At 44.0% G+C, this 12,338-nt stretch carries 13 protein-coding genes; 7 read left to right on the top strand and 6 right to left on the bottom strand.

Annotated features, from left to right (window positions below; all coding sequences use genetic code 11):
* Positions 1-208 precede the first annotated feature (208 nt).
* The 4 genes from ACED42_RS18485 (at position 209) to ACED42_RS18470 (ending at position 2,054) form a co-directional block, all read left to right on the top strand.
* On the top strand, positions 209-898 hold the full coding sequence (locus ACED42_RS18485) for a tellurite resistance TerB family protein (RefSeq protein WP_371703688.1): 690 nt from the start codon (positions 209-211) through the stop codon (positions 896-898).
* Between the two features lie 206 nt (positions 899-1,104).
* Positions 1,105-1,308: a YaeP family protein gene (locus ACED42_RS18480; protein WP_009847436.1), complete on the top strand. Its 204-nt coding sequence runs from the start codon at positions 1,105-1,107 to the stop codon at positions 1,306-1,308.
* Between the two features lies 1 nt (position 1,309).
* Entirely contained in the window at positions 1,310-1,501 is a 192-nt protein-coding gene (locus ACED42_RS18475; RefSeq protein WP_009847437.1) for a DUF4250 domain-containing protein, read from the top strand.
* A gap of 226 nt (positions 1,502-1,727) precedes the next feature.
* On the top strand, positions 1,728-2,054 hold the full coding sequence (locus ACED42_RS18470; RefSeq protein WP_009847438.1) for a hypothetical protein: 327 nt from the start codon (positions 1,728-1,730) through the stop codon (positions 2,052-2,054).
* A 483-nt stretch (positions 2,055-2,537) separates the two neighbouring features.
* Here the strand turns inward: ACED42_RS18470 and glyA are convergent, their stop codons facing one another.
* Positions 2,538-3,788, bottom strand: a complete 1,251-nt coding sequence (gene glyA, locus ACED42_RS18465; protein ID WP_017084166.1) for a serine hydroxymethyltransferase — start codon at positions 3,786-3,788, stop codon at positions 2,538-2,540.
* Between the two features lie 347 nt (positions 3,789-4,135).
* Here glyA and ACED42_RS18460 point away from each other — a divergent pair, with 347 nt between their 5' ends.
* A complete protein-coding gene (locus ACED42_RS18460) occupies positions 4,136-4,738 on the top strand; it encodes a YitT family protein (protein ID WP_102249095.1) in 603 nt (200 codons plus the stop codon).
* A gap of 180 nt (positions 4,739-4,918) precedes the next feature.
* On the opposite strand, the gene treC is transcribed toward ACED42_RS18460, so the two are convergent.
* The 5 genes from treC to gmhB form a co-directional block, all read right to left on the bottom strand.
* Positions 4,919-6,604 carry an alpha,alpha-phosphotrehalase gene (gene treC / locus ACED42_RS18455; protein WP_371703685.1) on the bottom strand — a complete coding sequence of 562 codons (1,686 nt, stop codon included), beginning with the start codon at positions 6,602-6,604 and terminating at the stop codon, positions 4,919-4,921.
* 138 nt (positions 6,605-6,742) lie between these two features.
* The gene (treB, locus tag ACED42_RS18450; RefSeq protein WP_135383018.1) at positions 6,743-8,167 is read right to left on the bottom strand and encodes a PTS trehalose transporter subunit IIBC; all 1,425 of its coding nucleotides are present in this window, start codon (positions 8,165-8,167) and stop codon (positions 6,743-6,745) included.
* 204 nt (positions 8,168-8,371) lie between these two features.
* Complete coding sequence (gene treR / locus ACED42_RS18445; RefSeq protein WP_009847445.1) at positions 8,372-9,316, bottom strand: trehalose operon repressor TreR; 945 nt, start codon at positions 9,314-9,316, stop codon at positions 8,372-8,374.
* A 90-nt stretch (positions 9,317-9,406) separates the two neighbouring features.
* Positions 9,407-9,748 carry an MliC family protein gene (locus tag ACED42_RS18440; protein WP_371703683.1) on the bottom strand — a complete coding sequence of 114 codons (342 nt, stop codon included), beginning with the start codon at positions 9,746-9,748 and terminating at the stop codon, positions 9,407-9,409.
* A 63-nt stretch (positions 9,749-9,811) separates the two neighbouring features.
* On the bottom strand, positions 9,812-10,363 hold the full coding sequence (gene gmhB / locus ACED42_RS18435) for a D-glycero-beta-D-manno-heptose 1,7-bisphosphate 7-phosphatase (RefSeq protein ID WP_012604624.1): 552 nt from the start codon (positions 10,361-10,363) through the stop codon (positions 9,812-9,814).
* A 240-nt stretch (positions 10,364-10,603) separates the two neighbouring features.
* Here gmhB and metN point away from each other — a divergent pair, with 240 nt between their 5' ends.
* Positions 10,604-11,638: a methionine ABC transporter ATP-binding protein MetN gene (gene metN / locus ACED42_RS18430; protein ID WP_012604625.1), complete on the top strand. Its 1,035-nt coding sequence runs from the start codon at positions 10,604-10,606 to the stop codon at positions 11,636-11,638.
* Positions 11,628-12,311, top strand: a complete 684-nt coding sequence (locus tag ACED42_RS18425; RefSeq protein ID WP_012604626.1) for a methionine ABC transporter permease — start codon at positions 11,628-11,630, stop codon at positions 12,309-12,311. Before metN ends, ACED42_RS18425 begins: the two co-directional genes overlap by 11 nt.
* The last annotated feature ends 27 nt before the right edge of the window (positions 12,312-12,338 follow it).

Raw genomic sequence — 12,338 nt, 5'->3', positions numbered from 1 at the left:
TTTTAGTAAGACTCGCTACACTGTGCGATCTAAACACCTTAAATGATAGGTGTTGACCATTAGGTGGCCTTTTTTGTGCCTGTTGTTTCTCTTCAAACTCCCTTCTATTTATCACCAGAGTAAATAACGTAAGTTAATCCCCTGTTCATCTTTAAATCCGTATATTGGGTTCAACAACTCTTTAGACACGATTACATTGGAGGTATCGATGGATATCAAAAGCTTACTTAACCAAGCACTTAAGTCAGATCTCGTTAAACAAGGTACTCAGAAGCTTTCCCAAGGCTCTTCAAGTTTAAGTGGCCTAACTCAAGGCGGCAGTGGTAAGAATATCAACAAAAGCACGCTCGGAGCCTTCGGCGCCGGCGCAGTGGGCGGCGGACTCTTAGGTGCGTTAATGGGCTCTAAGAAAACCAAGAAAATGGGTAAGAAAGCCGCTGGTATTGGTGGCGCAGCGGCACTTGGCGCACTCGCTTACAAGGTCTATAACGACTATCAGTCGAAACAAGGCCAAGCACCGAATTCCGAACAAGCTCAATTTGATGAGAACGACTCAAACCATAGTGTGCTGATTCTAAGATCGATGATTGCTGCGTCCAAAGCCGATGGTCATGTCGATGAAGAAGAGATGGCAAAGATCGAGCAAGCGGTCGAAAACATGGGCGCCGATTATCAGCTGACCAAATTGGTGTCTGAAGAACTGCACAAGCCACTCGACCCAAGTGAAATAGCTCAATTAGCAACGTCACCTCAACAAGCGAGTGAGATCTACTTAGCCTCTTTGATTGTGGCCGACGAGCAGAACTTTATGGAAAAGGCGTATCTCAAAGAGTTGGCAAAGCAGCTCAACTTAGCTGATGAAGTCACTTATCAGCTTGAACAGCAAATATCCGACTAATCAGTAGATACTAAGCTACTCAATAAATACCAGCGAATCGTAAAGATTGAGCTAAGCGGCAAGAGCTAACCAAGAGATATATAGAACATCAACAAAATGAGATATTGAGCAAGGACAAACTAACCCTGAACTTAATCAGATCTACTTTGTTTTTGCTTATCTCTATGTGTATATTGAGATCAGTTATCATTTGGTTAGGTATAAAAATGAAAGTATACGATTGTTGTGATTTGGTGCGTGAACTGTATTCTCAAATAGGCAGTGGCGACCAAGGCTATATTCCTAAAGCGATCACCTGCGCGGTAAAAACATTGAACGACCTTGCTGCGGATGAATCTCTTCCTAAAGAAGCAAGAGATCGTGCTGCATTTGCCGCAGCGAATCTACTGATCTCAGATTTCGAGGACTAATATGAACCTCGCTAACTTTGAAAAGATGGACCCTGTGATGTTGATGAGCATCGTCAACATGAAGCTACGTGACGACTTCGGTGGTGATTTAGATCGAGTAGTTAACTTCTACGAAATCGACAAAGCGGCATTGACTGCAAAACTTGCGTCTGCCGGTTTTGAGTTTCTTCCGGAAGCAAAACAGTTTCGATAATCATTTAGAATAAACTTAAATTTTAAAGACCAACCTCTGTGTTGGTCTTTTTGTTTCTAGAGCAGGCTAAACACGAATAAACGTATTAGAAATTATCTGGTTGCGCCTATACTTTTATATCCTAGAGTCAGCCAACACTCCTTGAATCAAAGCGTGTTGTTGTATAGGCTACTCCAAACAGCATATAAAACTCATCACCAAATTCGATGATATCGAAGGACTAACAATGAAAAGACTCGGACTTTTAGCCGTTATCGCAGCCGTATTTACCGCAGGTTGTGCTTCAAATACTCAACAAGACAACTTCCGTGAAGCCTCTTTTGAGCTGTGTAATACTGAAGTCGATATCTACTCTGTAAGCCATGATGAAAGAGTACGTATCGTCTGCTCTGACGGCTCTAAATTTGCCTTGAACAGTGAAGATACGCTAGAAATTATGCGCGATATCAACATCGACTATTGTGATGGCGAAGGCTTAGGTAAATTCAACGAAAGCCGTCACTACTACTCTTTCAAGTGTAAGTCAGGCACCCTACTTAGCATTAAAAAGTAGAAGCGACACAACAAGAAAGCGATAAAACAAGAAAGCAATAAAGGGTTGATGTGAAAGCATTAACCCTTTTTAGTACCTGCCTTTCTGTATTCTCAGATAACCTAAATCTCATACCTACAGATACAAAAAAGGCCCCAAAAGGGACCTCTTAAATCAATTTTCAAAGTAGTCGTTTGAAATTCTAGGAGAGCACGCGGAGCTTACGGATGTAAGTGAGCATGCTCGACAACGACTTTATTACTTACGAATACAAAAAAGGCTCCCAACAGGAGCCTTTCAAATCGTATTTTTCAATCAAATATCTTTAGTTCAAGGAAAAGGCACGGAGTTTTCAGCACCTTTCCCTAAAACAAAAAGGGACTCAATGAGCCCCTTTAAAAGTACTTTTCAAAGTAGTCGCTTGAAATTCTAGGAGAGCACGCGGAGCTTACGGATGTAAGTGAGCATGCTCGACAACGAAGTTCAAATTACTACGCAGAAAAATTAAGCGTAAACAGGTAGACGCTTACAGATTTCTAACACTTTCGCTTTAGTTGCTTCGATAACAGACTCATCACCCATGTTATCTAGGATGTCACACATCCAACCTGCTAGCTCTTTCGCGTCTGCTTCTGAGAAACCGCGACGAGTGATAGAAGGAGAACCGATACGGATACCAGAAGTAACGAATGGGCTACGTGGATCGTTTGGAACTGAGTTCTTGTTAACTGTGATGTTAGCTGAACCTAGTGCTGCATCAGCCTCTTTACCTGTGATGTCTTTGTCGATTAGGTCAACTAGGAACAGGTGGTTCTCTGTAGAACCTGAAACGATGTTGTAACCGCGTGCTAGGAATTCAGCAACCATTGCTTTTGCGTTAGCAACAACGCGAGCTTGGTATTCTTTGAACTCTGGTTCTAGAGCTTCTTTGAACGCTACTGCTTTACCAGCGATAACGTGCATTAGAGGGCCACCTTGACCGCCTGGGAATACTGCTGAGTTCAGCTTCTTGTAAAGATCTTCACCTTCGTTAGAAAGGATAAGACCACCACGAGGACCAGCAAGCGTTTTGTGCGTTGTTGTTGTAACAACGTGAGCGTGTGGAACTGGGTTAGGGTAAACACCTGCAGCGATAAGGCCAGCAACGTGCGCCATATCTACGAAGAAGTAAGCACCTACTTTGTCAGCGATTTCACGCATGCGCGCCCAATCACAAACTTGAGAGTAAGCTGAGAAACCACCGATGATCATCTTAGGTTTGTGCTCGATAGCTAGCGCTTCCATCTCTTCGTAATCGATTTGACCTGCTTCATCGATACCGTAAGGGATGATGTTGTAAAGCTTACCAGAGAAGTTTACTGGAGAACCGTGAGTTAGGTGACCACCGTGCGCTAGGCTCATACCTAGAACAGTATCGCCAGCATTCAGTAGTGCCATGTATACAGCGTTGTTTGCTTGAGAACCTGAGTGAGGTTGTACGTTCGCGTATTGAGCGCCAAACAGTTCACATGCACGTTCGATTGCTAGAGTTTCAACTTTATCTACGAACTCACAACCACCGTAGTAACGCTTACCAGGGTAGCCTTCAGCGTATTTGTTTGTAAGTTGAGAACCTTGAGCTTCCATTACACGTGGGCTTGTGTAGTTTTCTGAAGCGATAAGTTCGATGTGCTCTTCCTGACGAAGAGTTTCTTCTTGGATAGCTGCGAATAGGTCCGCATCGTAATCAGCAATGTTCATGTCACGCTTAAGCATCTGTATCTCCTGACTCAGATTGTACTGAAAGTTTCAAAAAAACCACACAACGACCGAAAGCAAACGTTTCCGTCACCGTTTTGATGTGACGCATTCTACATAATTTGATCTAGGTCATAAAGAGCTAATTGCAATTTTATCATGCAGTTTTTTCATAATCACAAATAAGATTCATCATGGTTATTGAGCTTATCCAACCAAAGATGACGCTTACTGTCAATTTTACGCTTTACACCCTGTAAAACGCAGATTACATAGGTTTACCTTAATTTTGCACCTCAAGCTACCGAAAGCTAAGGTTTTTCTCTACTATGCACGCCTTTATTGGTTAGGTAATTATAAAAACGATGGAAAAACACTCACGTAAAGAAGATTGGGTAGCCATTCTTACTGGCACGTTTTTAGTGGCGTTAGGCGTCTTCTTTTTACAGTCAGCAAATCTGCTTACCGGTGGTACTACTGGCTTGGCTCTGCTTTTGAGTCAATTCTTACCTGTAACCTTTGGTATTTTGTACTTTGTTGCCAACTGTCCATTCTATTTATTAGCTTGGAAACGATTTGGTCGTAGCTTTGCCATTAGCAGTGCAATTGCTGGCGCTTTAGTGTCTGTTTTTGCCGATCATTTATACCTAGTTATCTCACTAGAAGTTCATAACGAAATCTACTGTGCTGTTGCTGGTGGCTTACTAATGGGCTTAGGTATGCTAATCCTATTCCGTCATCGCTCAAGCTTGGGTGGCTTCAACGTATTGTGTCTGTTCATTCAAGATCGCTACGGTATCTCAGTAGGCAAAACCCAAATGGCCATTGATGCCTGTATTCTGTTTGCATCCTTCTTCTTTGTATCACCTTGGGTGATTGCCGTATCTGTATTAGGCACCGCAGTATTGAACATCGTATTGGCAATGAACCACAAACCAACTCGCTACTCGGTGAATTACGCGTCTTAGCGTTCATTACCTGCTCTGTCGTTACTGGCACTCGATACGCAAGTTTTTCGCAAGCAAACTCGAGGCACGATTAATCCATACATCAGTAAAACAAAAAGGCTTTGGGAAGCACTCCAAAGCCTTTGTAGAGGCCTAATTCTTAAGGGGAATAGAACTAGGCTTATAGAAATAGAAACAAGGTTAATCTTCAATCAAGAGAATACGAGTCTCGTAAGGTCGTAGTACTTGGTGATGAGACGCCACTAAACTCTCGCTCACTTGATAATTAGACAACAAGCTCTTAGCCTTCGCCATCTCAAAACGTTCAGGTAAAACGCATTCAGCCTCTTTACCATAATAGTTGTTAATACACAGTAGAGTTTGCCCTTCACTCTCACGAACATACGCAAAAATGGATGGGTGCTCAGGCATAAGGTCTTGATAGCTACCATGAGTAATCACCGGTACTTGTTTACGTAACTCAATCAAAGCCTTGTAGAAATAGAAAACAGAGTCTTTATCTTCGAGCGCTTGTTCAGCGTTGATTTCAGTGTAGTTATTCGCAACATCTAGCCATGGTTGAGCTTGTGAGAATCCGGCGTAAGGCTCACTGTTCCATTGCATTGGTGTACGAGAGTTATCACGAGATTTCTGCGCTAAGATCGCCATCATACCTTGATGAGCCACACCATCACGGTTAACCATGATGTCGTACATGTTGGTACTCTCTACATCACGATACTGACTAATGTCGGTGTAACCTGGGTTGGTCATGCCAATCTCTTCACCTTGATAGATATAAGGTGTACCTTGCATCATGTGCACAGAAGCAGCCAACATTTTAGCCGACTCAACGCGATATTGCTGGTCGTTACCTAAGCGGCTCACGACTCTTGGTTGGTCGTGGTTACACCAGAATAGTGCACCCCAACCTTTTCCGTTCAAGCCAGTTTGCCAGTGGTTAAAGATTGACTTGAGCTGTAAGAAATCGAAGGGCGCATTGGTCCACTTCTCACCATTAGTGTAATCAACCTTAAGGTGGTGGAAGTTAAACACCATCGATAACTCGCTATTATCAATGTTTGAGTACTGCTGACAATGTTCCAACGTAGTTGAAGACATCTCACCAACCGTCACACTACCGTATTTCTGGAATACTGCTTCGCTGATTTCTTTCAGGTATTCGTGCACTCGTGGGCCATCGGTATAGAAACGGCGACCATCACCGATATCATCATTAGGGAAATCTTGCTGCTTTGAAATCAGGTTGATTACATCTAAACGGAAACCATCGACACCCTTCTCAGCCCAGAAGCTAATAACATCTTTCACTTCTTCACGTACAACCGGATTCTCCCAGTTAAGGTCGGCCTGTTCTTTCGCAAATAAATGCAGGAAGTATTGCCCAGTGGCCTTATCCATTTCCCATGCATTACCACCGAATTTAGACTGCCAGTTGGTTGGTGCTTGGCCGTTCACAGGGTCTTTCCAGATGTAGTAATCGCGGTATGGGCTGTTTTTGTCACCCAATGCAGACTGAAACCATGCATGCTCGGTTGAAGTATGGTTGACCACAATATCCATCACGATGCGAATGCCACGTTGGTGCGCTTCAGACAATAATAAGTCGAAGTCTTCCATAGTGCCGAATTTAGGGTTAATCGCGTAGTAGTCTGAGATATCGTAACCATTGTCGATCATGGGTGACGCGTAAACTGGGGTTAGCCAAATCGCATCTACACTCAAATGTTTGAGGTAATCCAGTTTCGAAATGATCCCTTTGATATCGCCAGTACCCTTACTGCCACTGTCGCAGAAGCTCTTTGGGTAGATTTGATAGATGGTCGCGGTTTTCCACCAGCTTTCATCATGTTCAGTCATCGCCATCTCTAACACTCACTTACCAGAAAATATAAAATAAAAATCACCATGCAAATCATGGTCGAATAGCCGTTATAACTGAGAGAAAAAGCTATAACTAAGAGAAAAGCGATGACTCAATTGAATCATCGCTTGTTAAATGCATTACGCGTTGGCGGTTTCTAGCTCGCCTTTCATCTGTGCTCGTTTATAGAAGAACAATGTCAGCGTTATCGGCAGTACAACCGCCACCAGCATCGCGACTAAGTAAATCGACCAATATTGAGGTTGAATCGATAAGATGCCCGGCAAGCCACCAACACCGATACCATTCGCCATCACACCTGCACTACCACAGATTGCAGCCGCTGCGGCACTGCCGATCATTGCGCTCAGCATTGGGAATTTGTATTTAAGGTTGATGCCGTACATCGCTGGTTCCGTCACACCTAAGTACGCAGAGATTGCCGCAGGTACCGAGATGTCTCGTTCGCCTTCGCGCTTACTCAAAATGATGATGCCGACAACCGCTGAAGCTTGTGCAATGTTTGATAGCGCAATCAAAGGCCAGATTGGTGTGCCACCTAAGTCTTGCATCAGTTGTAAGTCCACAGCGTTGGTTGTGTGGTGAATACCCGTAATAACCAAAGGTGCGTATAGGAAGCCAAAGACCACTGAACCAAGAACCGCGAAGTCACCTGTCATTGCCACTTTGGCAGCGAATGCCACACCATCACCCAACATACGACCGAATGGGCCAATAAAGGCGTGAGCCAGAATCACAGACAAGATGATCGAGACAAATGGCACGACAACTAGGTACAGATAAGAGGGTACAATGCGCTTAAGGTTGGTCTCAATGAAAGCCAGAGCCACGCCCGCTAACATCGCAGGGATCACCTGAGCTTGATAACCGACTTTCTCAATCACGAACAAACCAAAGTCCCACACCTCAGGTACCGATTTACCTATCATGTAAGCGTTCATCAATTGTGGGGAAACCAAGGTCACACCGAGCGTGATACCCAAAATAGGGGTTCCGCCGAGTTTCTTAACCGTTGCCCAACACACACCAACCGGTAGGAAGAAGAAGATCGCTTCGCCAATCAACCACAAGAAAGAATGAACGGTAGCCCAGAATTGGCTTATCTCAACCAAGGTTTTGCCGTCGAACATGCGAATGTCGCCAATCACATTACGGAAACCAAGAATCAAACCACCCGTAATAATGGCAGGTAGCAGTGGTACGAAAATTTCGGCTAAATGGGAGATACCACGCTCAAGGAAGTTCATGTTCTGGCGAGCCGCTAGTTTCGCCTCATCTTTTGATGATGCATCTTTACCGGTTTGCTCAATAAGAAGGGCGTACACCTCATCAACCTCGGTGCCAATAACCACTTGAAATTGACCTGCGTTAGTAAAGCAGCCTTTTACCAGCTTAAGCTTCTCCAATTCTGCTTTGTTCGCTTGTTCCGTATCATTCAATACAAAACGCAGTCGAGTCAGACAATGGCTGACACTCGCAATATTCTCTTTGCCACCGACTAACTCGATAAGACGCGCAACGTCTTGCTTCGCTATCTTACTCATACTACCCCACCCTGGTTTCATTCAATTACTCATCTAAACCATGCAGCGGTAACCACTCGGATTTAGACTTATGGGAACATTCCCAATCACGATTATTATAATGCCCACATGAATGATAAATTAAAATGGGAACAGTCCCATTAATTGAAAGAGATCACACTCTAATTTTAATCTAAGCGGTTCAATTTCGCTTGATTGAGTGGATTATAGAATAGGTGATTGAGTGTGATGAGAGATCTCTGCATTACCTAAAAGCTGAGAGATCAATAAATTAGCGGCCAACTTACCCGCAGATTGATACCCAGGATCAATACTAAATACTCGCGGGAACAAGAAAGAGAGAAGATCATTGCCACCAACACCGGTCACCACCACATCTTCACGTTGTAGTTCTTGCAGACGTTTGATTACACCAAGAGCCAATGTGTCACTGGCACACACAATCGCTTGAGTTGTAGGAGTCAGTACCTCATCCACCAGCTGATAAGCACTTTCATGATGAAGTTGACCAGTACGATAGTTGGCAATCACTCCAGCGCTTTCACACCAATCTAGATAGGCCTTAAGACGCAGTTCACCGGTTGATTTGTCGCTAGGATCAACGCCAATGAAACCAACCTCAGAGATTTCCTGCTCTGCTAGATGCGTTAACGCACTATTGATCACCTGTTGGTTATCATAGTTAATCGACGTCACGTTCTCGGTATCCAGAGCAATCACCACCGCTTTGTGTTCCCAAGCTTCGATTGCAGGAATATCACAGTCAGTAAAGCCAAACACAATGATGCCATCTACATTGCGACGCTTGAGAACCTGAAGGTGCTCATTGGCTTTTTCTCTATCTAGCTGGCTTTCCATGATCACGACATCATAATCCGCTCGATACAACTCGGCCAGCATCGTACTTACCGCTTTGTTTTCAGAAGGAGAGTCCAGACGAGAGATGATGACACCGATGACTTTTTGACTGCCACCACGCATCGACTGCGCAGACTTCGAAGGCGTGTACCCAGATTCTTGAATGACTCTTTCCACCCTTTCACGGGTTTCAGGTTTTACTTTGGGATCATTGGTCAGAACGCGAGATACGGTAGACTTACCAACACCGGACAGCTTAGCAATATCGAGAATAGTGAGTTTTTTGCTCATAAAAAGTCTGACGTTAAAGGGAAGAGAAAGAAAAAGTGAGGGCGAACTCCCTCACTTAACTGTTTGTAAATCCTAGTAGATAACTATGACCTACTTTCGGCAGTTTTTATAGATAACACGGCCAAGTTCTAGGCGTGCATTGTCACCTTTAGTACGTAAAGTTACGCTATTGATCAGTTCAGAGGTTCCATCATCTAGGATGTACTTCGTTCCTGAACCTGCCGCTATTTGAGTGAGGCGATATTCATTCTCTGGCAAACGTAATACCGCTTTTTCATCACTAAGGTAAGCGACCTTAAATGAAGCGTCAGACTCACATTGATAAATCACGAATTGATCGTCCGATACTGCGCTCTCAGTCTCAGGAGCTGCTGATTTAGAGCATCCGAATAACGCTACCGTACATAGAGATGCTATCAACAATGCTTTCATACTGCGTTCCTCATCTTTATATAGTGAATAACACTTATATCTAAGTGAAAGAGACTTAGTGTCTTAACCTTTTAAGAATGCTGGTACATCTTTAATACTGTCAAGCACGACACTTGCAAGCGCTTCACCTTTTTCAGTGATTGGCTTACCGGTTCTTACCAGTACTTTAGTGCCAACACCCGCCGCTTCTGCAGCCATCATGTCTTCAGCTTTATCGCCGATCATGACCGAGTTAGCCATATCAATCTTCAGAAAGTCACGCGCAGAAATGAACATGCCTGGCTTTGGTTTACGACATTCACAATCTTGTTTGTAGTCACCAACACCGTGCTCAGCGTGGTGCGGGCAGTAATAAATACCATCTAGCTCAACGCCGTTATCAACAAAGTTCCAATCCATCCACTGCGTTAGAGAAAGAAAACGGTCTTCACTAAACATGCCGCGAGCAATACCAGATTGGTTGGTCACTAACACCAATAAATAACCCATATCTTTAAACGCTTTCGCCGCTTCAAACACACCATCGATGTATTCAAAGTCATGTTCATCATGTACGTAGCCGTGATCAACGTTAATCACACCATCACGATCTAAAAAAACAGCAGGTTTAGACAAAATTCAGTTCTCTATCAACTCTCTATTAATCATTAATTATTACACGCTTTATTTGCTTCATCACTATCTATTTAGTTTTGCGTTCGTTAACGATTTGTTTCTAGTTTAACTTCGCAACTCGCGTTTAGCCGTCTAGACGTAAAAATATCTATTGACTTAGATCATAGAACACCATAGCATCATCTGTAAATCGAGTGAGTCATCAATATATTATTCTGTTCTACCTGCACGGGTTTCTCTATGATTAAAGTGAATCAAGTCAATAAGGTTTTTTATCAAGGCACTAAAGAAATCAATGCCTTAATTGATATCAACCTCCACATTCCTCAAGGTCAAATCTTTGGAGTCATCGGCTCTTCAGGTGCAGGCAAAAGTACCCTTATCCGTTGTGTAAACATGTTGGAAGCTCCAACGTCAGGTGAAGTGATTGTTGACGGTATCGACCTGACAAAACTCAGCAAATCAGAACTTAGCGAAGCACGCCGTAACATCGGCATGATATTCCAACACTTCAATCTGCTGTCTTCTCGTACTGTATTTAACAATGTAGCACTGCCTTTAGAGCTTGCTGGTAAAGATAAAGCTGCGATTGAAGCGAAAGTGAGTGAACTACTTGAGCTTGTCGGCCTATCGGATAAGCGTGATACCTACCCTGCGAACTTAAGTGGTGGTCAAAAGCAGCGTGTCGCGATTGCTCGTGCGCTAGCTTCAGACCCGAAAGTACTACTGTGTGATGAAGCGACCAGTGCTCTGGATCCAGCAACGACTCAATCTATTCTTGAGCTGCTACGTGAAATCAACCGCAAGCTACACATCACGATCCTACTTATTACGCACGAGATGGACGTAGTTAAGAGCATTTGTCACGAAGTCGCGATCATTGGCGGTGGCGAGCTAGTAGAGAAAGGTACAGTTGGCGACATATTCGCACACCCTAAGACAGAGCTAGCACATCAGTTTATTCGCTCAACGCTAGACCTATCTATCCCTGAAGATTATCAAGCGCGTTTGCAAGAGACTCGTGTTAACAGTAGCTACCCATTAGTACGTCTTGAGTTTACTGGTGCAACGGTTGATGCTCCGCTGATGACGCAAATTGCTCGTAAATTCAATATCGATGTCAGCATCTTAAGCTCTGACCTCGATTACGCTGGCGGCGTGAAGTTCGGCATGATGGTCGCTGAGCTGTTCGGTAACGAAGCCGATGATAATGCTGCTATCCAATTCCTACGCGACAACAATGTAAAAGTAGAGGTGCTTGGTTATGTCCTTTAGTTTCAACGAGATTGCTGACTGGATCAGCCTTAACGGCAACCTTCTATTGGAAGCAACAGGCGAGACACTTTACATGGTTGCAGTTGCTGGCATCGTTGGTTTCGCTGTCGGTATTCCATTAGGCGTTATTCTACACACGACTAAAAAAGGTGGGCTGTTAGAGAACACCAAGCTAAACAAAATTCTTGGTGCGATTGTGAACGTGGGCCGTTCTGTGCCTTTCTTAGTACTGATGGTAGCGATCATCCCTCTCACTAAGATGCTGATTGGTACCTTCATCGGTACAACCGCAGCGATTGTTCCGCTGACGATTGGTGCTATCCCATTCGTAGCTCGACTTATCGAGAGTGCACTACTTGAAGTACCAACAGGTCTAGTGGAAGCAGCTCAGTCAATGGGCGCAACACCAACACAAATCATCAATAAGGTTCTGCTTCCTGAAGCACTGCCGACTATCATCAACTCAGTGACGATTACGCTAGTGACTCTTGTGAGTTACTCGGCAATGGCCGGAACTGTGGGTGGTGGTGGCCTAGGTGATGTCGCGATTCGTTACGGATTTCACCGCTACGATGTGACCATTATGGCTGTGACAGTCGTCATGTTGATTGTGCTGGTACAAATTATTCAATCAATCGGTGATTCATTAGTTCGCCGCGTTGACCACAGATAACGACTTACAGACCAAAATCAAAGTCGT

Source organism: Vibrio sp. FF145 (assembly GCF_041439075.1).
GTDB classification, from domain to species: domain Bacteria; phylum Pseudomonadota; class Gammaproteobacteria; order Enterobacterales; family Vibrionaceae; genus Vibrio; species Vibrio tasmaniensis_A.
This window is presented reverse-complemented; position numbering and strand designations above follow the sequence as displayed.

Excerpts from the sequence above, each read along its gene's own strand:
- ACED42_RS18485 (WP_371703688.1), top strand. The coding sequence starts at position 209 with ATGGATATCAAAAGCTTACTTAACCAAGCACTTAAGTCAGATCTCGTT.
- ACED42_RS18480 (WP_009847436.1), top strand. The coding sequence starts at position 1,105 with ATGAAAGTATACGATTGTTGTGATTTGGTGCGTGAACTGTATTCTCAA.
- ACED42_RS18475 (WP_009847437.1), top strand. The coding sequence starts at position 1,310 with ATGAACCTCGCTAACTTTGAAAAGATGGACCCTGTGATGTTGATGAGC.
- ACED42_RS18470 (WP_009847438.1), top strand. The coding sequence starts at position 1,728 with ATGAAAAGACTCGGACTTTTAGCCGTTATCGCAGCCGTATTTACCGCA.
- glyA (WP_017084166.1), bottom strand. The coding sequence starts at position 3,788 with ATGCTTAAGCGTGACATGAACATTGCTGATTACGATGCGGACCTATTC.
- ACED42_RS18460 (WP_102249095.1), top strand. The coding sequence starts at position 4,136 with ATGGAAAAACACTCACGTAAAGAAGATTGGGTAGCCATTCTTACTGGC.
- treC (WP_371703685.1), bottom strand. The coding sequence starts at position 6,604 with ATGGCGATGACTGAACATGATGAAAGCTGGTGGAAAACCGCGACCATC.
- treB (WP_135383018.1), bottom strand. The coding sequence starts at position 8,167 with ATGAGTAAGATAGCGAAGCAAGACGTTGCGCGTCTTATCGAGTTAGTC.
- treR (WP_009847445.1), bottom strand. The coding sequence starts at position 9,316 with ATGAGCAAAAAACTCACTATTCTCGATATTGCTAAGCTGTCCGGTGTT.
- ACED42_RS18440 (WP_371703683.1), bottom strand. The coding sequence starts at position 9,748 with ATGAAAGCATTGTTGATAGCATCTCTATGTACGGTAGCGTTATTCGGA.
- metN (WP_012604625.1), top strand. The coding sequence starts at position 10,604 with ATGATTAAAGTGAATCAAGTCAATAAGGTTTTTTATCAAGGCACTAAA.
- ACED42_RS18425 (WP_012604626.1), top strand. The coding sequence starts at position 11,628 with ATGTCCTTTAGTTTCAACGAGATTGCTGACTGGATCAGCCTTAACGGC.